Origin of the sequence: Mesorhizobium sp. ES1-6 (assembly GCF_020164775.1) — a bacterium.
Taxonomy (GTDB): Bacteria; Pseudomonadota; Alphaproteobacteria; order Rhizobiales; family Rhizobiaceae; genus Mesorhizobium.
On the sequence record NZ_JAIUGU010000002.1, the window covers coordinates 600997 to 622690 of the forward strand.

Below are 21694 nucleotides of genomic sequence, written 5' to 3' on the forward strand. Positions count from 1 at the left end.
GCAAAGATTTACATGCTCCTGCAACGATTCCTGATTCGTCTGCTGACGATGCTGATCACGCTGTTCGGCGTGGCCGTCGTCGTTTTTGTCGTGATCCGCATCGCGCCCGGCGATCCGATCGCCATGATGCTGCCGCCGGGCGCGACGGATGCCGATATCGCCCGGCTGCGCGCGCTCTACGGGCTCGACAAGACCATCGTCGAGCAGTTCTTCATATGGCTGTCCGGCGTCGTCAGGGGCGATTTCGGCACCTCGATTTCGCTGCGGCAAGACGTGCTTGGCCTGGTCTTCAACCGGCTGCCGGCAACGCTGGAGCTCGCCATCGTAGCGCTCCTCATGGCGGTGGCGATCGGCGGCACGACGGCGATACTTGGCGCCCGAGAGCGCGGTACGGCGGTCGAAGCCGGCATCGATATCGCCAGCGGCGCCGCCCTTTCCATCCCCGACTTCCTCTGGGGCCTGGTGCTGATCCTGCTGTTCGGCGTGCTGGTGCCGATCTTCGACATTTCGGGCCGGGTGTCGCCGCAACTCGACCTGCCCTTCGTCACCCAGTTCTATTTCTTCGAGAGCTTGCTGCGGCTGCGCTTCGACCTGACCTGGGACCTCCTGAAACACATGCTCATGCCGGCCGTCGCATTGGCGCTGCCGCTGGCGGCGATCATCGCGCAGCTTCTCAAACAGTCGCTGAAGGAAGTGCTCGACCTCGACTATGTCGTGCTGGCGCGGGTCAAGGGGTTTTCGGAAACGCAGGTCATCCTGCGCGAGGCGCTGAAGAACGCCGCGCTGCCGACACTGGCCCTGATCGGCGTGCAGTTCACTTTCCTCATCGGCGGCACCGTCATCGTCGAGCGGCTGTTCTCCTATGAGGGGCTCGGCAACATGGCGATCGACGCCGTCATCAACCGCGACCTGCCGTTGATCCAGGGCATCGTGCTGGTCTTCGCGCTGCTGTTCGTGCTGATCAACCTCGTCGTCGACATGATGTATGCGCTGCTCAATCCGAGGCTGCGCCATGGATGAGGCACGCATCATCAGGCGCCGATTGAGCCCGAGACTGTGGCTGGCCGGCGGCTGGCTGCTGCTGGCACTGCTGGCCGCGATCTTCGCGCCGCTGGTCGCGCCGCAGGATCCGCTGGCGCAGGATCTGATGCTGGAGCGCCTGCCGCCGTTCTGGCTCGATGGCGCCGAGCCGGGCTATTGGCTTGGCACCGACAGTCTCGGCCGCGATCTCTTGTCCCGGCTGATCTTCGGCGGCCGCATCGCCTTCATCGTCGCCTTTGCAGCAGCCATCGCGGCGTGCGTCGTCGGTTCGACACTGGGACTGATCGCGGGCTATTTCGGCGGCTGGGCCGATCGCATCATCTCGCGCATCGTCGACATCTGGATGGCGTTTCCGCCGGTGCTGTTCGCCATCCTCCTGGTCGCCGTGCTCGGAACGGGCCTGAGCTCGGTCATCCTCGCCATCGCGATCATCGACTGGACGCGCTTCTGCCGCGTGATCCGCGCCGAGGCGATGGGGCAGTCACGCATGGACTATGTCGAGAATGCGCGCATCGCCGGCTACGGCCGCATCGGCATCATGCTGCGCGAAGTGCTGCCCAACGTGGTGCCGTCGATCGTGGCGCTGCTGTCGCTGGAAATGGGCATCGCCGTCATCGTCGAGGCGATCCTATCCTTCGTCAATCTGTCGATCTCGACCGACGATCCGACCTGGGGCGGCATCATCGCCGAGGGCCGGCTGTCGATCCATCAGGCCTGGTGGGTGCTGGTGTTCCCGCTGATCACGCTGATCCTGACCGTGCTGTCGTTCAGCCAGTTCGGCGAGGCGCTGAAGACGCGTTTCGATCCGGTGCTGCGATGAGCGCCTGTCTCGACATCGCCAATCTGAGCGCCGTGCTGGCCAACGGCCAGCGCGTGCTGCGCTCTGTCTCGCTCACTGTGCAACCCGGCGAAGTGCGCGCGCTGGTCGGCGAGAGCGGCGCCGGCAAGACGATGATCGGCAAGGCGGTGCTTGGCGTTTTGCCGTCGAGCGTACGGATCGTCGAAGGCGATATGAGGCTCGAGGGCGAAGACCTCGGCAAACTCCCGCCAAAAGCGCGGCGCACGCTGATCGGCGCGCGCACCGCGCTGATCCCGCAGGACCCGCTGACAGCGCTCAACCCGTCGCGCCGCATCGGCCCGCAGATGACCGACCGGCTGGTGCGCATCCTGGGCTGGAGTGGCGACAAGGCGGACAAGCGCGTCCGGCAATTGCTGGACGAAGTGCAGATCCGCGATCCCGACCGCGTGCTGAAGAGCTATCCGCACGAACTGTCCGGCGGCATGCGCCAGCGCGTGCTGATTGCCGCAGCCTTCGCCGCCGAGCCACGGCTGATCGTTGCCGACGAGCCAACCACGGCGCTCGACGTCACCGTGCAAAAGCAGATCCTTCGGCTGATCGCCGCGTTGCAGCGCGAGCACGGCACCGCGATCCTGTTCGTCACCCATGATCTCGGCGTCGTCGCCAAGATCAGCCAGAAAGTGTCGGTGCTCTATGCCGGCAAGGTGGTGGAAGAGGCCGAGACCGCTGACCTCTTTGCCGCACCTCGGCATCCCTACACGCGCTCGCTGATGGCCGCGACGCCGCGCTACACCGCCCCCTTCGCGTCGCTGAAACCCGTGGACGAAACGGTGCTGGCCGGGCTTGCGGCCGAGATCGCGGCGGCCGACCAGGCATGGAGGCGCCCGCATGGCTGAGCCGCTGTTTTCCGTGCGCGGGCTGAAGGTCGCGCTGCCCGACATGACGCGCAAGCCGCTGATCGGGCGCGCGCCGCTGGCCGAAATCCTGAAAGGCCTGGACTTCGACCTGCCCAAGGGCTCGGTGACCGGAATCGTCGGCGAATCCGGATCCGGCAAATCGACGCTTGGCCGTGCGCTGGTGCGGCTGCTGGAGCCGAGCGCCGGCGAGATTCGTTTCGAAGGCCGCGACATCACCCACCTGCCGGAGGCCGGGTTGCGGCCGCTGCGCCGCGACCTGCAGATGATTTTTCAGGATCCGATGTCGTCGCTCAACCCGCGCCGCACCATCGCCAGCATCATCGCCGCGCCGCTGAAGCAGAATGGACTTGGCGACAATCTGAAAGCGCGCGTCGCCGAGGCACTGCAACGCGTCGGCCTGCCGCAGAGCTTCGCCAGCCGCTACCGCCACCAACTGTCGGGCGGCCAGCGCCAGCGCGTCGGCATTGCACGCGCCCTGGCGCTATCCCCGAAATTCGTGCTGGCCGACGAGATCGTCTCCGGGCTCGACGTCTCGACGCAGGCGCAGATCCTCACCTTGCTGGAGAAGCTCGCGGCGGAGATGGGCCTGACGATCGCCTTCATCAGCCACGATCTGTCGGTCATCCGGCGGCTTTGCCAACAGGTGATCGTCATGCGCGAGGGCAGCATCGTCGAGGCGAGCGCTACCGATGCGCTGTTCGACAATCCCAGGGAGACTTACACGCGAGACCTGCTTGCCGCCATTCCGCTTCCCGAGATCGATGCGGACTGGCTGCGGCCGCCCGCGAAGGCGCCGGCATAAGACTGTTCATCCCGCACGCCGAAGAGCGGGCCTCGGACGTGCATGGGGGCGAAATCAGCCCGCGAACGGAGGGTAACATGAACTACGCAACCCGCGGCACGATGCTTGCCGCGATCCTGTTCGGCTCGATGGGAGCGGCCTCGGCGGATTCGATCCCTGGCATGCGCGGCCACGACCATACCGGCATCACGGTTCCCGACATGAAGCAGGCGGTCGATTTCTTCACCGAAGTGGTCGGCTGCAAGAAGGCGATGTCGTTCGGCCCGTTCGCCGACGACAAGGGCACTTTCATGCAGGACCTGCTCGGCGTCGATCCGAAGGCTGTCATCGAAGAGGTCACCATGGTGCGCTGCGGCTATGGATCCAACATCGAGCTGTTCAAATACACCGCGCCCGACCAGAAGGATCTGACGCCGAAGAACAGCGACATTGGCGGCTTCCATATCGCCCTTTACGTCGATGACGTCGCCGCCGCCAAAGCCTATCTCGATGGCAAGGGCGTCAAGACGAGATTGGGGCCGCTGCCGGTCAAGGAAGGGCCCGCCGCCGGCCAGACCATCCTCTATTTCCAGGCGCCGTGGGGATTGCAGCTGGAAGCGATCAGCTATCCCGACGGCATGGCCTACGAGAAGGGCGCCGAGACCGTGCTGTGGAGCCCGAAGAACCCGGAGAAATGATCTGCCGGGGCGCGCTTGCAGGGACGTCACGCGAGCGCGCCAGGCAATCCCCGCCTAATCATTTCGACATAAAACTTTAAGCTTGAAATATCTTACCTCCGGCGCGATACTGAGGCATAGCAAGCGAAGAGGAGATCGCACGGATGAAGGTTGCGGTTCTCGGCGGCGGACCAGCCGGCCTCTACTTTGCCATTTCGATGAAACTGAGGGACGCCGCGCACGACGTGACGGTGTTCGAGCGCAATCGCGCCGACGACACGTTCGGCTGGGGCGTGGTGCTGTCGGCCGAGACGCTCGACAATCTCGCTGAGAATGATCCGGTCAGCGCCGTCTGGATCAAAAAGCATTTCGCCTATTGGGACGACATCGCCGTCATCCATGACGGCGTGCGGACGGTCTCATCGGGCCACGGTTTCTGCGGCATCGGCCGCAAGCGGCTGCTGGTCCTCTTGCAGCGGCGCGCGCGCGAACTTGGCGTCAAGCTAATGTTCGAAACCGACATCGCCGCCCCAAAACCCTATATGGAGACGCATGACCTCGTCGTCGCCGCCGACGGGCTGAACTCCAGGGCGCGCAACAGCTTCGTCGATATATTCAAGCCCGACATCGACACGCGCAAATGCAAGTTCGTCTGGCTCGGCACCAACCAGAAATTCGACGACGCCTTCACCTTCATATTCGAGAAGACCGAGCATGGCTGGGTGTGGGCGCACGCCTACCAGTTCGACAGCGAGACCGCGACCTTCATCGTCGAATGCAGCGAGCAGACCTGGGCCGCCTTCGGCTTCGGCGCGATGTCGCAGCAGGAGTCCATCGCGGTGTGCGAGCGTATCTTCGCCAAACATCTTGGCGGCCATGCGCTGATGACCAATGCCAACCACATCAGGGGCTCGGCCTGGATCAATTTCCCGCGCGTGCTGTGCGAGCGCTGGTCCTACAAGAATCTGGCGCTGATGGGCGACGCGGCGGCCTCGGCGCATTTCTCGATCGGCTCCGGCACCAAGCTCGCGCTGGAGAGCGCGGTGGCGCTGGCCGAGTATGTCGAGACCGAACCGGACCTCGAGGCCGCGTTCCGCAAATATGAGGATGCGCGCCGCACCGAGGTGCTGAAGCTGCAATCGGCGGCACGCAATTCGCTGGAATGGTTCGAGGAGGTCGAGCGCTATCTCGGCCTCGATCCGGTGCAGTTCAACTATTCGCTCTTGACCCGATCGCAACGCATCAGCCACGAGAATTTGCGGCTGCGCGATGCCGAATGGCTTGAAAGCGCGGAAGAGTGGTTTCAGCGCCAGGCCGGTGCCGGCGGCAACAGGCTGCGCCGGGCGCCGATGTTCGCGCCTTTCAAGCTGCGCGACCTCAGGCTCAACAACCGCGTCGTCGTCTCGCCGATGGCGCAGTACAAGGCCGTCGACGGCTGCCCGACCGACTGGCATTTCACCCACTATGCCGAACGCGCCAAGGGCGGCGCAGGCCTCGTCTATATCGAGATGACCTGCGTCAGCCCGGAAGGGCGGATCACGCCGGGCTGCCCCGGCTTCTACGCGCCCGAACATGAGGTGGCGTGGAAGCGGCTGGTCGATTTCGTCCATACCGAAACCGACGCCAGGATCTGCGCCCAGATCGGCCATTCCGGCGCCAAGGGTTCGACCCGTGTCGGCTGGGAAGGCACCGACGTGCCGCTCGCCTCGGGCAACTGGCCTGTCATGGCGGCATCGGCCGTCGCGTGGTCGCCGCAGAATCAGGTGCCGAAGGCGATGGACCGCGCCGACATGGATTTGGTGCGCGACCAGTTCGTGGCCTCGGCCGAAATGGCCGATCGCTGCGGCTTCGACATGCTGGAGATCCATGCCGCGCATGGCTATCTCCTGTCGTCCTTCATCACCCCGGTCACCAACCGGCGCACGGATGAATATGGCGGTTCGCTGGAAAACCGCATGCGCTACCCCCTCGAAATCTTCCACGCGGTGCGAGCGGCCTGGCCGGAGGGAAAGCCGATCTCGGTGCGCATTTCGGCAAATGACTGGGTCGGCATCGAAGGCGTCACGCCCGCCGATGCCGTCGAGATCGCAAAGCTGCTGCATGAGGCCGGCGTCGATATCTGCGACGTCTCGGCCGGCCAAACGTCGGTTGCCGCCAAGCCGGTCTACGGCCGCATGTTCCAGACGCCGTTTTCCGACCGCATCCGCAACGAGGTCGGCATGGCGACGATGGCTGTCGGCAACATCTACGAGCCCGACCATGTCAATTCGATCCTGATGGCCGGCCGCGCCGATCTGGTCGCGCTGGCGCGGCCGCATCTCGCCGATCCCTACTGGACGCTGCATGCGGCGGTGACGCTCGGCGACCGAGGCGTCAAATGGCCGGATCCCTATTTGCCCGGACGCGACCAAATCTACCGGCTGGCCGAGCGCGATGCGGCGGCGGGGCTGAAAGTATGACGGTGGCAGCGACGATCCCCGGCAAGCACGCGCTGGTCACCGGCGGTGGATCCGGCGTCGGCCGGGCCATCGCGCTGACACTGGCCGAGGCTGGTGTCGATGTGACCATATGTGGGCGTCGCGAAGCTGAACTCGCCAAGGTGGCTGGCGAGAACGCTCGCATCCATGGCATTGCCGCCGACGTCACCAATGAGGCGGCGATGGCCGGGCTCTACACCCAGGCGGAGGCCGCGCGCGGACCGTTCGACATCGTCGTCGCCAATGCCGGCATGGCCGGCAGCACGCCTGCGCACAAGACTACGCTTGCCGACTGGCAGCGGACGCTCGACGTCAATTTGACCGGAGCCTTCCTGACGGTGAAGCCGGCGCTGGCCGGCATGGCCGCGCGCAAGGCAGGCCGCATCGTTTTCATAGCCTCGACCGCCGGGCTGAAAGGCTACGCCTACGTCGCGCCCTATGTGGCGGCCAAGCATGGCGTCATCGGGTTGATGCGGGCGCTTGCCGCCGAGACGGCGAAATCCGGGGTCACCGTCAATGCGGTGTGTCCGGGCTTCGTCGAGACCGACATGTTGGAGGAATCCATCCAGCGCATCGTCGAAAAGACCGGACGCTCCGCAGAACAGGCAAGAGCGAGCCTTGCCTCGACCAACCCGCAGGGCCGTTTCATCCAGCCGCTGGAAATTGCCGAAGCCGTGCTTTGGCTGTGTGGCGACGCGGCGCAATCGATCACCGGACAAGCGATTTCGATCTCGGGAGGTGAAACATGGTAGCCGGCCCCCTGCCCGTGCCATCGGGACCCGGCAAGGACCGGCTGCGTCTTTGGATCAGGCTGCTGCGCGCCTCACGCACAATCGAGGCCGAACTGCGCGAGCGCCTGAAGAAAGAATTCGATACGACGCTGCCGCGCTTCGACGTGATGGCGGCACTTTACCGGGCGCCGGAAGGCATGCTGATGAGCGACCTGTCGCGCTTCCTGCTGGTCTCCAACGGCAATGTCACCGGCATCGTCGACCGGCTGGTTTCCGAAGGGCTGGTGGCGCGTGCGCGCCGCAATGGCGACCGCCGCACCTCGATGGTGCGGTTGACCGAGGAGGGCACGAAGTCCTTCGCCATCATCGCCGCCGCGCATGAGGGCTGGATCGGTGAATTGCTGGGCAAGGTCAGCGAGGAGGATGCGCGCCGGCTGACCGGCATGCTGACCTCGTTCCGCAGCAACTGGGAGGGACGCGAATGACCGCAATGGCCGGCCTCAAGCCGAAGCATTTCCTGTGGGAGGTCGAGGGCAGGATCGCCAAGGTCCGGCTCGACCGGCCGGAGCGCAAGAACCCGCTGACCTTCGACAGCTATGCCGAGCTGCGCGACACGTTTCGCGATCTCGTCTATGCCGACGACGTCGACGCCGTGGTGTTCCTGTCCAATGGCGGCAATTTCTGCTCGGGCGGCGACGTCCACGACATCATCGGCCCGCTGGTCAAGATGGACATGAAGCAGCTCCTGGCCTTCACCCGCATGACCGGCGATTTCGTCAAGGCGATGCTGAATTGCGGCAAGCCGATCATCGCCGCGGTCGATGGGGTGGCGGTCGGCGCTGGCGCCATCATCGCCATGAGTTCCGACATCCGCATCGCCACGCCGGAGGCCAAGACCGCCTTCCTGTTCACCCGCGTCGGTCTTGCCGGCTGCGACATGGGCGCCTGCGCGATCCTGCCGCGCATCATCGGCCAGGGCCGCGCCGCCGAACTGCTCTACACCGGCCGAACCATGACGGCGACGGAAGGCGAGCGCTGGGGCTTCTACAACAGGCTGGTCGATGCGGCGGCGCTCGAGGCCGATGCACTGGAGATGGCGGCCCGCATCGTCTCGGGCCCGACCTTCGCCCACGGCATCACCAAAACGCAGCTCAACCAGGAATGGTCGATGGGCCTCGACCAGGCTATCGAGGCGGAAGCACAGGCGCAGGCGATCTGCATGCAGACGCGGGATTTCGAACGGGCGTATCGGGCATTCGTGGCCAAGGAAAAGCCGGTGTTCGAGGGGAATTGAGATGAGCGCTTCTTTGGAGACGCTGGCGGGACAGCGCCCCCCTCTGTCCTGCCGGACATCTCCCCCTCTAGGGGGGAGATCGGCTGTCATCGCCGCTTTCGCCAATCGCCAGCACCGCAGGATGGGACCCGGCGCGCAAGCTGCCAATCTCCCCCCCAGAGGGGGAGATGTCCGGCAGGACAGAGGGGGGCGCCGTAGAGTGCAGACCTCGCAGAATTGCGGAGGTATCCATGCCTGACCGCTCTTTCCTGAACTGGCCGTTCTTCGAAAACCGCCATCGCCAATTGGCCGAACAACTCGACGCCTGGTGCGCGAAAAACCTGCCCGTCGATCATCACGACGTCGATGCCGCCTGCCGCGAGTTGGTGGCCATGCTTGGCCGGGACGGCTGGCTGAAGCCGACGGCGCTCGACACCGGCAATCCGGGACCACTCGATGTACGCGCGCTCTGCATCACCCGCGAGACGCTGGCGCGCCATGACGGGCTCGCCGACTTCGCTTTTGCCATGCAGGGGCTCGGCACCGGTGCGCTCAGCCTTTTCGGAACGGCTGACCAGCAGCAATGGCTGGCAAAGACCCGCGCCGGCAAGGCGATCTCCGCCTTTGCCCTGTCGGAGCCGCGCTCCGGGTCTGACGTTGCCAACACCGAGATGACGGCGACCCGCGAGGGCGACAGCTATGTTTTGTCCGGTGAAAAAACCTGGATTTCCAATGGCGGCATCGCCGATCTCTACGTCGTCTTTGCCCGCACCGGCGAAGCGCCGGGCGCCAAAGGGCTTTCGGCATTCATCGTGCCGGGCGACGCCAAGGGACTTGGCATCGCCGAGCGGCTGGAAGTGATCGCGCCGCACCCGCTGGCGCGGCTTTCCTTCGACCAGGTCCGGCTGCCGGTCTCGGCGCTGATCGGCAGGCCGGGCGACGGCTTTCGCATCGCCATGTCGGTGCTGGACGTGTTCCGCTCGACGGTCGGCGCGGCGGCACTCGGCTTTGCCCGCCGGGCGCTCGATGAAAGCATCAACAGAGTCGCCGGGCGCAAGCTGTTCGGCGCGCCGATGGCGGAATTGCAGATGGTGCAGGGCCATATCGCCGACATGGCGCTCGACGTCGATGCCACTGCCCTTCTCGTCTACCGCGCCGCCTGGACCAAGGATATGGGCGCCGCGCGGGTGACGCGCGAAGCGGCGATGGCCAAGCTGTTCGCCACCGACAAGGCGCAGGAGGTGATCGACAAAGCGGTGCAACTGCATGGCGGCGACGGCGTCCGCAAGGGCCACATCATCGAGAGCCTGTATCGCGAGATCCGCGCGCTGCGCATTTATGAGGGCGCTTCGGACGTGCAGAAGGTGGTGATCGCGCGGCAAGTGATGGGCGCGGCCTGAACAGGTCGCGACCACGGAATTTTTCGACACGGATATTGCGGACCCGATATTGGACAGGCGGAGAGACGACATGCACGAGATCCTGCAGCCGGAAGGCTGGGCAAAACCGGTCGGCTACGCCAATGGCGTAGCGGCGCGCGGCAGGCTCGTCTTCGTCGGCGGACAGGTCGGCTGGAACGGGCAATGCCAGTTCGAGACCGACGATTTCGCCGGCCAGGTGCGGCAGACGCTCCAGAACATTGTCGCGGTGCTGGCCGAGGCCGGCGCGGAGCCAAGGCACATCACCTCGATGACCTGGTATTTTACCGACAAGGCCGAATATCTCGGCAACCTGAAGGGCATCGGCGAGGCCTATCGCGACGTGATCGGCCGGCATTTCCCGGCGATGGCCGCCATGCAGGTGGTGGCGTTGGTCGAGGACCGCGCCAAGGTGGAGATCCAGGCGACCGCCGTTATTCCGGAATAAAGAATTCGCTTTCCCCGGAATATCTTATTCGCGAAGCCCGGCCTGCCTCAGCAGCGGCAGCACGTGGTCGCAGAAATAGGGCAATTCCTGCGTGTAGTTGACGAAGGACAGGGCGATGCCCTGATAGCCGTGCTTTGATATGGCGGCCATGTCGGCGGCAATCGTTTGCGGCGTCCCAATCAGCGGATAGGTGCCGGCGCCGCCGGCGAAACGCTGGCGGTAGGCGTCATAGGCATGCGGGTCGTGCGACTGCGAGAATTCCTTTTTTCCCGCCATATGCGCATCGACCGCCTCGTGATCGGCAAGATCGACGGCATATCTTTTATAATAGGCCTGCGCCTCTTCCATGGTCGGGCGGCAGACGACATGCGCCACGGTGTAGACGCCGACCTCCCGGCCAACCTTGTCGGCCCGCTCGCTGATATCGGCGACATGCTTGCCGGCATCGCTCATCTCGGAAAAAGTCGTGAACAGATAATCGCATCTGGCGGCGGCGAAATCGCGGCCCGGGCCGCCGAAAGCGGCGTTCATGGTGACCGGGCGCGGAAGCTGCAGGCTGGCCGGCCGGCTGACCGCTTCCTTGAGGTGATAATAGGTGCCTTGATAGTCGAGCGGCTCCGCCGACGCGTAGAGCTTCTCCAGAATTTCGAGCCATTCGGCCGCCTGGTCGTAACCCTTCTCGACCAGCGGCGTGCCGAACATGCCGAATTCCTTCGGGTTCCAGCCGCAGACGATGTTCAACCCGGCACGGCCCTGGCTGATGTGGTCGACGGTCGCCAGCGCCTTGGCGGCATAGAGCGGATGCACAAGCGGCACGTGCACTGTCATGAACAGGCCGATGCGGTCGGTGGCCACGCTGAGCGCCGCCGCCCAGGTGAAGGTCTCGAAAGACATTTCCCTGACCTTGTTGCGGCCGCCAAAGCCACGCCAGCGTGCGATCGGCAACATGAACTCCAGCCCGGCGCGGTCGGCGATCTGGGCGGCCGTCAGATTGTCCTGCCAGCTCGCCGTCCAGCGTTCAGGCACATCCGATATGGCAAGGCCGCCATCGGCGTTGGTCGAGAAGACGCCAAGCTTGAGTTTGTTGGTGCCTTGCAACGGATGTGCTTTGTTCATGTCGCGACCTCCCGGCGAAGATCGCACGCTACGGCTCCGCGAAAATATTTCAAGCATGAAACAGCTTCGCCTCGCGCTGGTTTGCCGATATGAATTTGGCGGGATGAGAAAGGGATTGGCATGAGCGAGTTTCGCCAGAAGTGTATCGGCAAGGCCAACCTCGTCGGCTCCTTCGCCGCCATCCCGCATCCCGTCGCGGTCGAGGTGATGGCGCTGTCCGGTCTCGACTTCCTCTGCATCGACTGGGAGCATGCCCAGATCTCGCGCGACATGATCGAGAGTATGGTGCGCGCCGCCGATGTCCACCGCGTGCCGGCGATGGTGCGCGTTCCCGGCCATGCGCCGGAAGCCATCCAGGCGGCGCTGGACAGCGGCGCGCAGGGCGTGCTGGTGCCACGCGTCTCGACCGCGGCCCAAGCTGAGATGGCGGTGACGGCTTCGCGGTATCCGCCGTTGGGCGAGCGCGGCGTCGGACCCGGCCGCGCGGCCGGCTATGGCTATCGCATTCCGCAATATCTGGCCGGCGCCAATGACAGGATCGTCGTCGCTGTCCAGGTCGAGACCGCCGAGGGGTTGGCCAACATCGAGGCGATCGCCGATGTCGACGGCGTCGACGTGATCTTCGTCGGGCCCGGCGATCTCTCCGTATCGATCGATGCGATCGGACCGAAGGGCGCAGACAAGCTCACGGATGCGATCAGCAGGATCATTGGCGTGACGATCGCGCACGGCAAGACCTCCGGCATATTCTGCGCCAGCCCGCAGACCGTCGGCCAATGGGCAGCCATCGGCGCCAGCTTTTTCGTCCTGGCCAGCGACACGATGTTTCTCGGCGCGGGCGCCGCGGCCAATTATAGCGCCGCCCGCGCCGAACTGGAGCAGGAAGGCCCCCGCTAGCGCCCGGTCGAGCGGGCAGCCGAGAAACTTTTTTAAGCTTAAAACTTTTACCTTGAAAAGCGCGGCGCTTTGGATAGCATTCAAAGTCGATGCCGACTGTCGGGCTGGAGGGTTTCCCGGCAGTTCGTCGCGGTGCTCCGGGTGGGAGGGGTTTCAGTCCTTTGTCGTTTGTGCTGCCCCAGTCATCGTCCAGCGCGCTATGCTTTCGATGGCATATGCGCCCAGATCCGCGACCTGCATATCGATATCATCGCCAATTTCAGCGTGAATGCGCATGCGACCAAGACCAGATCGCGGCCGCGCCCGTGCGCATGGTCGCTACTATGAATTGACGCCCCGCTGGGAGGCGGGACGGCAACAAACCGTGCGGGGCAGCCCGCCCGATCAACAACCAGAGGGAACACCCCAGAGGGACCACCAATGAAGCTCAACCGTCGCAATCTCATCCTTTTCGCCGCGGCAATCGGCATCGCCGCCGGACCGGCAACCGCCTTTGCCGCCGATGTGCTCAATGTCGGCGCCTACCCGACCAACCCACCCTTCGAATACAAGAACGAGAGCGGCACGTTCGAGGGTTTTGAGGTCGACATCGTCAACGAAGCGGCCAAGCGCATCGGCATGACCACCGACATCGCCGATCTCGGCTTCCAGGCGCTGTTCGCCGCGACCACCTCGAAGCGCATCGACGTCGCCATCTCCTCGATCACCATCACGCCGGAGCGGTTGAAGTCGCAATCCTTCACCCAGCCCTATTATGATTCCGACATGGGCATCGCCACCAAGTCCGACAGCGCGATCAATGCCGAAGCCGACCTCAAGGGCAAGATCGTCGGCGTGCTCTCCGGCTCGACCGGCGAGACCTGGGTCAAGGCGCATCAGGAAGCCGACGGCTTCAGCGACGTGAAGGGCTATGACACGCAGCAGAACCTTTTGCTCGACCTTAGCGCCGGCCGTATCGATGCCGCTGTCAGCGACATTCCCGGCATGGAATATTCCTTCACCAAGATGAAGGACCTGAAGGTCAAGCAGCGCATCAAGACCGGCGAGCAGTACGGCCTGATGATGACCAAGGATCATCCGCTGCTCGGCAAACTCAACGACGCGCTGACGGCGATGAAGAAGGACGGCACGTTGGCCGCGATCCATAAAAAGTGGTTCGGCAGTGACGCCCCAGCAGATTCCTCGACCGTCAAGGAAATGCCACTGCCCAAGGCCTGAGCGGCGGCCAACGGACGGAAGGCGTGCCGGCCCCAAGGGGTCGGCACGTCCCGTTTTTCACGCATAACCTTCCCGGGACCGGCATCCGTTCGGCAAAGCCGATCTTGATATTCCGGGTCGGGCTCTGGCGTCGGATGACGCAACACCATTCGGGAATGCCCTGATGTCGCTGATCGACACTTTCTTTAACGCCGACGTCATCGCGTCGAGCCTGCCGGCACTGCTGCGCGGCTTCCTGAACACGCTGCTGCTTGGCCTGCTCAGCATAGGCATTGGCATTCCCATCGGCCTGGGGATCAGCCTGTTGCGGCTCTACGCGCCGAAGCCGGTGCGCTGGCTGGTGGTCGGCTACACCGACATTTTTCGCGCGCTGCCGGTGCTGGTGGTGCTGATCCTGATCTATTACGCGCTGCCTTTCCTCGCCATACGGCTGTCGTCCTGGGCGTCGGCGGTGACCGCGTTCGCCATCATCATGTCGGCCTATTCCGCCGAAGTCTTCCGTTCCGGCATAGAGAGCATTCCGCGCGGCCAGTTCGAAGCGGCGCAGGCGCTTGGCCTGCCGTTCCTTTTGACCTTGCGCAAGGTGGTGCTGCCGCAGGCGGTGCGCGTGGTCATCCCGCCGATGACCAGCAACTGCGTCTCGATGTTCAAGGACACGTCGCTGGCCTCCACCGTGGCGCTGCCGGAACTCTTGAAGGAAGCGACCAACGCCCAGTCGCTCTACGCCAACCCCTCGCCGCTGATCGGCGCCGCACTGGTCTATCTCATTTTCCTTTGGCCGATGGTCCGCCTCGTCAGCCTGCTTGAAGCCCGCTTCAAGACCGAGAAGACACGCTGACCTCGCAAACCAATCCGAACCGCCAAGTCCTTTGTAGGAGCCTACCCCATGAACAAGCATCAAACCGACACAGCGAACGCCTCAGCGTTCCCCGTCGGCACCATTCGCGCCATGTTTCCCGCTCTGCAGCGGGCGGGCGATTTCATCTTCATGGACAACGCCGCCGGGGCGCAGATCCCGCAGAGCGTGCTCGACGCGGTGACCAACCATTTGGTTTCGCACAATGTACAGCGCGGCGGCCGCTATGGCCGCAGCGTCACCGTCGACCAGTCGGTCGCCGACGCCCGGACCAGCGTCGCCTTGCTGATCAACGCATACAACCCGTCCGAAATCTGCTTCGGCATGAACGCCACCTCCTTCATCCGCCTGGTCAGCCTCGGAATCGGCCAGATGCTCTCTGAACGCGATGAGATCGTCGTCACCGACATGGACCATGACGCCAACATCGCCACCTGGCTGGCGCTGGAATCGGCCGGCGCCAAGTTCAAGTGGTGGCGCATGCGCGAGGATGGCAATCTGCATGTCGACGATCTCAGGCCGCTGGTTTCGGACCGCACCCGCCTCGTCGCCTGCACGGTGACGGCGCATTCGATCGGCTCGATCGTCGATGTCGCGTCCGTCGCTGACATCGCGCATGCAGCAGGCGCCGAAGTCTTTCTCGACTGCGTGCATTACGGACCGCACGGGCTGATCGACGTGCAGGCTTGGGATTGCGACTATCTCGTCTGCTCCGGCTACAAGAACTTCTCGCCGCATATGGGCTTCCTCTGGGGCCGCTTCGAGACGCTGAAGCGGCTGCCGACCTTCCGGGAGGATTTCATTCCGGACGAGCCGCCCTACAAGGTCGAGGCCGGCACATTCATCTACGAGAACGTATCGGGCATGGATGCCGCCGTGCAGTATCTGGAACTGATCGGCCGCAATCTGGCACCCTCCAACAACCGCTCGCGGCGCGAGAACATCGTCGCCGGCATGGGCGCCATCCGCGAATATGAGTTGCTGCTGGCGCGCGAGATGATGGGCGTGCTGAAGGGCTGCGGCGCGACCATCTACGGCGTCGCCGACGAGGCCCGCATCACCGAGCGCGTGCCGACCTTCTGCTTCAACATCGGCAAGCTGTCGCCGCAGCGGATCGTCGAGGAAATGGCCGAGCTGCAGATCGGCATCCGCGACGGCCATATGTATGCGCCCCGCCTGATGAAACGCCTCAACCTCAGCATGGACAGCGGCGCCATCCGCGCCTCGCTGGTGCATTACAACACGGTCAAGGAGATCCACAAATTCGGCGAGGCGCTGCGCGCTATCATCGCCAAGCTGTCGTAACCGGATGGGCCGTGCCTGACCTTCGGGTCAGGCCGCCTTCTTCTTCGCCAGCCTCGCCTTGATCGAGGCGACGTCGGCGCGCGGTGTGGCGGCGAACAGCGTCCTGGTGTAGCTGTGCTTGGGGTCCGAGAAGACCTCGTCGCGCGAGCCGTATTCGACGGCCTCGCCGAAATACATCACCATCACATCGTCGGCAATGTAGCGCACGACCGACAAATCGTGGCTGATGAAGACATAGGTCAGCTGGAACTCGTCCTGCAGGTCGGCGAGCAGGTTGAGCACCTGCGCCTGCACCGACAGATCGAGTGCGGAAACCGGCTCGTCGAGCACCAGCAGGCTCGGGTTCAGCATCAGCGCGCGGGCGATGGCGATGCGCTGGCGCTGGCCGCCCGAGAACATGTGCGGATAGCGGTTGTAGTGCTCATGGCCGAGGCCGACCTTCTTCAGCATCTTCATGGCGAGGTCACGCCGCTCGGCCGCCGGCTTGTCGGTGTTGATGAGCAGCGGCTCGCCCAGCACGTCGCCGATCTTCTGGCGCGGATTGAGCGAGCCGTAGGGGTTCTGGAAGACGATCTGCACCTTGCGGCGCATCTCCCTGGTCAATCCGCCTTTGGCGATGTCGACCTTGTTGCCGTCGATGAACAGCTCGCCCGACGTCGCGGGATCGATCAAGGTGATGATGCGGGCGAGCGTGGACTTGCCGCAACCGCTTTCGCCGACGATGGCGAGCGTCTTGCCCTTGTCCACGGTGAAGGAGACGCCCTTGACCGCATGCACCGTGCGCGGCCCGGTGAACAGGCCGCCGCCGATGTGGTAATCGCGAACGATGTTCTTGCCTTCGAGGACCGTGGTGCTCATGCCGAGGCTCCCGCTGCCGAGGGGGCCGGCTCGAACAGCATGTCGGAAACGGTCGGCAGCCGGTCGCCGACGGCGTTTTCCGGCAAGGCCGAGAGCAGCGCGCGCGTGTAATTGCTCTTCGGCGATTCAAACAGCGACAGCACGTCGGCCTCTTCCATCTTGCGGCCCTTGTACTGGACGATGACGCGGTCGGCGGTCTCGGCCACCACGCCCATATTGTGGGTGATCATGATCAGGCCCATGCCGTATTTGGCCTGCAGCGAGACGAGCAGATCGAGGATCTGCTTCTGGATGGTGACGTCGAGCGCCGTCGTCGGCTCGTCGGCGATCAAGAGCTTCGGATTGCAGGCAATGGCGATGGCGATCATGACGCGCTGGCACTGGCCGCCCGACATCTGATGCGGAAACGAGCTCAGCCGATCCTCGGGATCGGCGATGCCGACCAGCTTCATCAGTTCGATGGCGCGCGCGCGGCGCTGGGCACGGTCCATGCCCATATGGAAGCGCAGCACCTCCTCGATCTGGAAGCCGACGGTGAAGCACGGGTTGAGGCTGGCGATCGGCTCCTGGAAGATCATCGAAATGTCCTTGCCGACGATCTTGCGGCGCTCGGACGGGCTGAGCTTCAACAGATCGACGCCGTCGAAGGCCATGCGGTCGGCCTTGACGGTGGCGGTGTTGGGCAACAGCCCCATCACCGCCAGCATCGACACCGACTTGCCGGAACCGGATTCGCCGACGATCGCCAGCACCTCGCGCGGCTCGATCGAAAGGTCGATGCCTTGCACGGCCATGAACGGGCCGGCGGCGGTGTCGAAGGAAACGGTGAGGTTCTTGATCTCGAGCAGCGGCATGCTCACGACCTCTTCAGCTTGGGGTCGAGCGCATCGCGCAGGCCGTCGCCGATCAGGTTGATGGCAAAGACGGTGATCAGGATGGCGAGGCCTGGGAAGGTCACCACCCACCAGGCGCGCAGGATGAACTCGCGCGCTTCGGCAAGCATGGTGCCCCATTCGGGCGTCGGCGGCTGCGCGCCCATGCCGAGGAAGCCGAGGGCGGCGGCCTCGAGGATGGCGTTGGAGAAGGACAGCGTCGCCTGCACGATCAGCGGGGCGATGCAGTTGGGCAGGATGGTGACAAGCATCAGCCGGAGATGACTGGCGCCGGCGACCTTGGCCGAGACGACATATTCGCGGGTCTTCTCCGCCATCACCGCGGCGCGGGTGAGCCGGGCAAAATGCGGCTGCAGCACGAAGGCGATGGCGATCATGGCGTTGACGAGGCCGGGGCCGAGCACCGCGACCAGCACCAGCGCCAAGAGCAGCGACGGGAAGGCCAGGATGATGTCCATGATGCGCATGATCAGCGTGTCGACCCAGCCGCGGCAGTAGCCGGCGAGCAGGCCGAGGATGACGCCCGAGATCAGCGCCGTGGTGACGACGACGAAGCCGATGGCGAGCGAGAAGCGCGAGCCGTAGATCAGGCGCGACAGCATATCGCGGCCTACGGCGTCGGTGCCGAGCAGGAATTGCGCGTTACCGCCTTCCTGCCAGGCCGGCGGCGTCAGGAAGAAGTCACGGAACTGATCGTCAGGCGAATGCGGGGCGAGCAGCGGCGCGAAGATGGCGACCAGGATCAGCAGGGCGAAGACGAAGAGCCCGATCACCGCGCCCTTGTTGATCGAGAAATAATGCCAGAACTCGGCGAACATCTGCAGCCGCGCGTCCTGCGGCTTGACGACGGTTGCGGCTTCGATGGTGGCTGGGCCTTCATTGGTCATGTCAATTCGCCCGTATGCGCGGGTTGATGACGGCGTAGAGCACGTCGACGATCAGGTTCACCGACATGACGATCAGCGCGATCAAAAGCAACCCGCCCTGCACGGTGAAATAGTCGCGCTTGGAAATGGCGTCGATCATCCATTTTCCGATGCCGGGCCACGAGAAGATGCTCTCGGTCAGGATGGCGCCGGTGAGCAGCGTGCCAACCTGCAGGCCGATGGTGGTGACGACAGGGATCAGCGCGTTGCGGAAGGCATGCAGGCCGATGACGCGGCGTGGCGCCAGGCCCTTGGCGCGCGCGGTGCGCACATAATCCTCGCCCAGCACTTCGAGCATGGCCGACCGCGTCTGCCTGGCGATGACCGCCAGCGGAATGGTGCCGAGCACGATGGTGGGCAGAATGAGGTGCGACACCGCCGAGCGGAAGGCGCCCTTCTGGCCCGAGATGAGGGAATCGATGGTCATGAAGCCGGTCACCGGCTTGAAGAAATAGAGAAGGTCGATGCGGCCGGAAACCGGCGTCCAGTGCAGCGTGCCGGAGAAGACGATGATCAGCAGCAGCCCCCACCAGAAGATGGGCATGGAATAGCCGGCGAGCGCGGTGCCCATGGTCAGCTGGTCGAACCAGGAGCCACGGCGGATGGCGGCGAAGATGCCGAAGGCGACACCGAAGATGACGGCGAAGATCATGGCGAAGATGGCGAGTTCGACCGTTGCCGGGAACCGCACCAGGAAATCCTTGAGCACCGGCGTCTTGGTGGAAAACGAAGTGCCGAAATCGCCACCGAGGATGTTGGTCAGATAGGTAAGATACTGTTGCCAGATCGGCAGGTCGAAACCGAACTGATGCATCAGCGCCGTGTGACGTTCGGGCGACAGGCCACGTTCACCCGCAAGCACCAGCACCGGATCACCGGGCAGGATGCGCACGAAGCCAAAGGCGAGGATGGTTATCCCGATAAAGGTCGGGATGATGAGGGCGAGCTTGCCGAGGATATAACGCAGCATGGCGGGCGAGGTGGGGCGGCACCTTGTGTCGCCGCCCCGTTTCGCGAACCTTATTCGGCGATATCGACGCCGTCAAAGCGGTGAATCCCGAGCGGATCCATCGCAAAGCCGGTGACGGTCTTCTGCATCGGCATGAACACCTTGGAATGGGCGAGCGTCGCCCACGGTGCCTGCTCCTTGAAGATGACCTGTGCCTGTTCGTAGAGCTTGGTGCGCTCGGCCTGGTCGGAAACCGTCTTGGCCTTGTTGATGAGCGCATCGAAGTCCTTGTTGCACCATTCCGCGCGGTTGTTCGAACCGACGGAAGCGCAGCTCAGGAGCACGCCGAGGAAGTTGTCCGGATCGCCATTGTCGCCGGTCCAGCCGACGATGACGGCGCCGTCGTGATCGACCGCCGAAGCGCGCTTGAGATATTCACCCCAATCATAGCTGACGATGTTGACGGTGACGCCGACCTTGGCGAAGTCGGCCTGGATCAGCTCGGCGGTGCGGCGCGCGTTCGGCATGTACGGGCGCGAGACGGGCATGGCCCAGACGTTCATCTTGAGGTCCTTGACGCCGGCCTCTTCAAGCATCTTCTTGGCCGCGTCCGGATCGTACGGATCGTCCTTCACTTCCTTGTTGTAGGACCACATGGTCGGCGGGATCGGATTGATCGCCACCTGGCCGGCGCCCTGGAACACGGCGTCGATGATGGCCTTCTTGTTGATGGCCATGTTGAGCGCCTTGCGCACGCGCACATCGTCGAACGGCTTCTGCTGGGTGTTGTACATCAGCGCGCCGACGTTGAGGCCTTCCTGCTCCGCGACCGTCAGGTTCGCATCAGCCTGCAGGCCGGCGATGTCGGCCGGTGCCGGGTAGGACATGATATTGCATTCGCCAGCCTTCAGCTTCTGCGCGCGCACCGCCGGATCGGTGGTGATGGCGAAGACCAGATCGTCGATCTTCTGCTTGCCGCCCCAATAGTCCGGGTTGGCCTTGTAGCGGATGGCGGCGTCGGTCTGGTAGTCCACGAAGATGAACGGGCCGGTGCCGACCGGCTTCTGGTTGAACAGTTCAGGCGTCTTGTCGGCCTGCAGCTTGTCGGCATATTCCTTGGAGACGATCGAGGCGAAATCCATGCCCAGCGTCGGGATGAAGGTGATCGCCGGCTCCTTCAGCGTGAACTTCACGGTCAGATCGTCGACCTTCTCGACCTTGGTGATGTTGTCGCCGAACTGGTCATTGTAATACTGGTAGGCGATGCCCGGTATGTACTGGAACCAGGGGCCGTTCTTGTCGACCTGGCGCTCGAAGGAGAACACCACGTCGTCGGCGTTCAGATCGCGCGTCGGGGTGAAGTAGTCGGTGGGCGCGAACTTGACGCCCTTGCGCAGCTTGAAAAAATATTCCTTGCCGTCGTCGGAAATGGTCCAGCTATCCGCCAGGCCGGGCGAGACGGACGTCTTGCCGTGATCGAATTCGACAAGGCGGTTGAAGACGGTACGCGAGGACGCGTCGAATGTCTGGCCCGCGGTGTATGGCGCCGGGTCGAAACCTTCAGGCGACGCTTCCGCGCAATAGACCAGAGTTTTCGCGTTTGCCACGCCTCCCAGGACGCTTGCAGCCAGGAACGCGGCTGCAAAAGTCAATTTCTTCTTCATTGAGCACTCCCTGATGTTCTTCCAAGCCCCTCTATCAGGCTCGCGAAGCGCGCATATAAGCACCGTTTTTCCGGGTTTGGAACACCCCGTTTGCTTACCCGGCGGGAAGCAGGAAAAAAATCCGCGATTTTGCTAAATGGCAGAAAAAATTAGCAGTTTTTTCTATTCACAATATTATTAACGACCGCATTTTTTTATTGATCTTGCATCCGCCGGCAAGGGGGCCGCCCCTCCTCTTCCCCGGGCCATCGATGCGCAAAGATGCCGGTTCCAGCTGTCGCCGGCGGGAAAGATTTTCGGCGGCAAATCTTTCGGCCTCCTGCCGCTAGGGCAAGACTTGCACCGCCGCCGATAGAGGCAATACATAGATGGATCCTGGCGGCAGCGGAGGACGTCTCTGTCAATTCGGAGATGAGCGCGGCGCAGGCCGACAAGAGACGGCGAACAAGA

General features: G+C 63.9%; 21 protein-coding genes. 15 read left to right on the forward strand and 6 right to left on the reverse strand.

The window, feature by feature from the left end; translation table 11 throughout:
• Window positions 1–12 precede the first annotated feature (12 nt).
• The 11 genes from LB564_RS07545 to LB564_RS07595 all read left to right on the forward strand — a co-directional run bounded on the left by LB564_RS07545 (window position 13) and on the right by LB564_RS07595 (window position 10562).
• Window positions 13–1020 (forward strand): ABC transporter permease, encoded by a 1008-nt coding sequence (locus LB564_RS07545; RefSeq protein ID WP_224536270.1) that lies wholly within the window; start codon window positions 13–15, stop codon window positions 1018–1020.
• Window positions 1013–1861, forward strand: coding sequence for an ABC transporter permease (locus tag LB564_RS07550; protein ID WP_140706386.1), 849 nt, complete (start codon window positions 1013–1015; stop codon window positions 1859–1861). The genes LB564_RS07545 and LB564_RS07550 overlap by 8 nt, the downstream gene beginning before the upstream one ends.
• Complete coding sequence (locus tag LB564_RS07555) at window positions 1858–2736, forward strand: ABC transporter ATP-binding protein (protein ID WP_224536272.1); 879 nt, start codon at window positions 1858–1860, stop codon at window positions 2734–2736. The genes LB564_RS07550 and LB564_RS07555 overlap by 4 nt, the downstream gene beginning before the upstream one ends.
• Window positions 2729–3559 (forward strand): ATP-binding cassette domain-containing protein, encoded by an 831-nt coding sequence (locus tag LB564_RS07560; protein WP_224536274.1) that lies wholly within the window; start codon window positions 2729–2731, stop codon window positions 3557–3559. The genes LB564_RS07555 and LB564_RS07560 overlap by 8 nt, the downstream gene beginning before the upstream one ends.
• A gap of 77 nt (window positions 3560–3636) precedes the next feature.
• Window positions 3637–4236 (forward strand): VOC family protein, encoded by a 600-nt coding sequence (locus LB564_RS07565; RefSeq protein WP_224536276.1) that lies wholly within the window; start codon window positions 3637–3639, stop codon window positions 4234–4236.
• Between the two features lie 143 nt (window positions 4237–4379).
• Window positions 4380–6674 (forward strand): bifunctional salicylyl-CoA 5-hydroxylase/oxidoreductase, encoded by a 2295-nt coding sequence (locus LB564_RS07570; protein ID WP_224536278.1) that lies wholly within the window; start codon window positions 4380–4382, stop codon window positions 6672–6674.
• The gene (locus LB564_RS07575; RefSeq protein WP_224536279.1) at window positions 6671–7444 is read left to right on the forward strand and encodes an SDR family NAD(P)-dependent oxidoreductase; all 774 of its coding nucleotides are present in this window, start codon (window positions 6671–6673) and stop codon (window positions 7442–7444) included. Before LB564_RS07570 ends, LB564_RS07575 begins: the two co-directional genes overlap by 4 nt.
• On the forward strand, window positions 7438–7908 hold the full coding sequence (locus LB564_RS07580; protein ID WP_224536282.1) for a MarR family winged helix-turn-helix transcriptional regulator: 471 nt from the start codon (window positions 7438–7440) through the stop codon (window positions 7906–7908). The genes LB564_RS07575 and LB564_RS07580 overlap by 7 nt, the downstream gene beginning before the upstream one ends.
• Complete coding sequence (locus LB564_RS07585) at window positions 7905–8717, forward strand: enoyl-CoA hydratase family protein (protein WP_224536284.1); 813 nt, start codon at window positions 7905–7907, stop codon at window positions 8715–8717. The genes LB564_RS07580 and LB564_RS07585 overlap by 4 nt, the downstream gene beginning before the upstream one ends.
• Window positions 8718–8947: 230 nt before the next feature.
• Complete coding sequence (locus tag LB564_RS07590; protein WP_224536286.1) at window positions 8948–10096, forward strand: acyl-CoA dehydrogenase family protein; 1149 nt, start codon at window positions 8948–8950, stop codon at window positions 10094–10096.
• A 70-nt stretch (window positions 10097–10166) separates the two neighbouring features.
• Window positions 10167–10562, forward strand: coding sequence for a RidA family protein (locus LB564_RS07595; RefSeq protein ID WP_224536289.1), 396 nt, complete (start codon window positions 10167–10169; stop codon window positions 10560–10562).
• 24 nt (window positions 10563–10586) lie between these two features.
• On the opposite strand, the gene LB564_RS07600 is transcribed toward LB564_RS07595, so the two are convergent.
• Window positions 10587–11678, reverse strand: coding sequence for an LLM class flavin-dependent oxidoreductase (locus LB564_RS07600; protein ID WP_224536290.1), 1092 nt, complete (start codon window positions 11676–11678; stop codon window positions 10587–10589).
• Between the two features lie 120 nt (window positions 11679–11798).
• Here LB564_RS07600 and LB564_RS07605 point away from each other — a divergent pair, with 120 nt between their 5' ends.
• The 4 genes from LB564_RS07605 to LB564_RS07620 all read left to right on the forward strand — a co-directional run bounded on the left by LB564_RS07605 (window position 11799) and on the right by LB564_RS07620 (window position 15954).
• A complete protein-coding gene (locus tag LB564_RS07605; protein WP_224536292.1) occupies window positions 11799–12575 on the forward strand; it encodes an HpcH/HpaI aldolase family protein in 777 nt (258 codons plus the stop codon).
• Between the two features lie 420 nt (window positions 12576–12995).
• On the forward strand, window positions 12996–13793 hold the full coding sequence (locus LB564_RS07610) for an ABC transporter substrate-binding protein (RefSeq protein WP_224536295.1): 798 nt from the start codon (window positions 12996–12998) through the stop codon (window positions 13791–13793).
• Between the two features lie 163 nt (window positions 13794–13956).
• Window positions 13957–14631, forward strand: coding sequence for an amino acid ABC transporter permease (locus LB564_RS07615; protein WP_224536297.1), 675 nt, complete (start codon window positions 13957–13959; stop codon window positions 14629–14631).
• Window positions 14632–14679: 48 nt separating this feature from the next.
• On the forward strand, window positions 14680–15954 hold the full coding sequence (locus LB564_RS07620; protein ID WP_224536299.1) for a cysteine desulfurase-like protein: 1275 nt from the start codon (window positions 14680–14682) through the stop codon (window positions 15952–15954).
• Between the two features lie 27 nt (window positions 15955–15981).
• On the opposite strand, the gene LB564_RS07625 is transcribed toward LB564_RS07620, so the two are convergent.
• The 5 genes from LB564_RS07625 to LB564_RS07645 all read right to left on the reverse strand — a co-directional run bounded on the left by LB564_RS07625 (window position 15982) and on the right by LB564_RS07645 (window position 21244).
• On the reverse strand, window positions 15982–16812 hold the full coding sequence (locus tag LB564_RS07625) for a dipeptide ABC transporter ATP-binding protein (RefSeq protein ID WP_140706413.1): 831 nt from the start codon (window positions 16810–16812) through the stop codon (window positions 15982–15984).
• Complete coding sequence (locus LB564_RS07630) at window positions 16809–17666, reverse strand: ABC transporter ATP-binding protein (RefSeq protein WP_224536701.1); 858 nt, start codon at window positions 17664–17666, stop codon at window positions 16809–16811. The genes LB564_RS07625 and LB564_RS07630 overlap by 4 nt, the downstream gene beginning before the upstream one ends.
• A 2-nt stretch (window positions 17667–17668) precedes the next feature.
• A complete protein-coding gene (locus tag LB564_RS07635; RefSeq protein ID WP_181173705.1) occupies window positions 17669–18523 on the reverse strand; it encodes an ABC transporter permease subunit in 855 nt (284 codons plus the stop codon).
• Between the two features lie 70 nt (window positions 18524–18593).
• Window positions 18594–19601, reverse strand: a complete 1008-nt coding sequence (locus LB564_RS07640) for an ABC transporter permease subunit (RefSeq protein ID WP_015314101.1) — start codon at window positions 19599–19601, stop codon at window positions 18594–18596.
• A 50-nt stretch (window positions 19602–19651) separates the two neighbouring features.
• Window positions 19652–21244, reverse strand: a complete 1593-nt coding sequence (locus LB564_RS07645; protein ID WP_224536302.1) for an ABC transporter substrate-binding protein — start codon at window positions 21242–21244, stop codon at window positions 19652–19654.
• Between the last annotated feature and the right edge of the window lie 450 nt (window positions 21245–21694).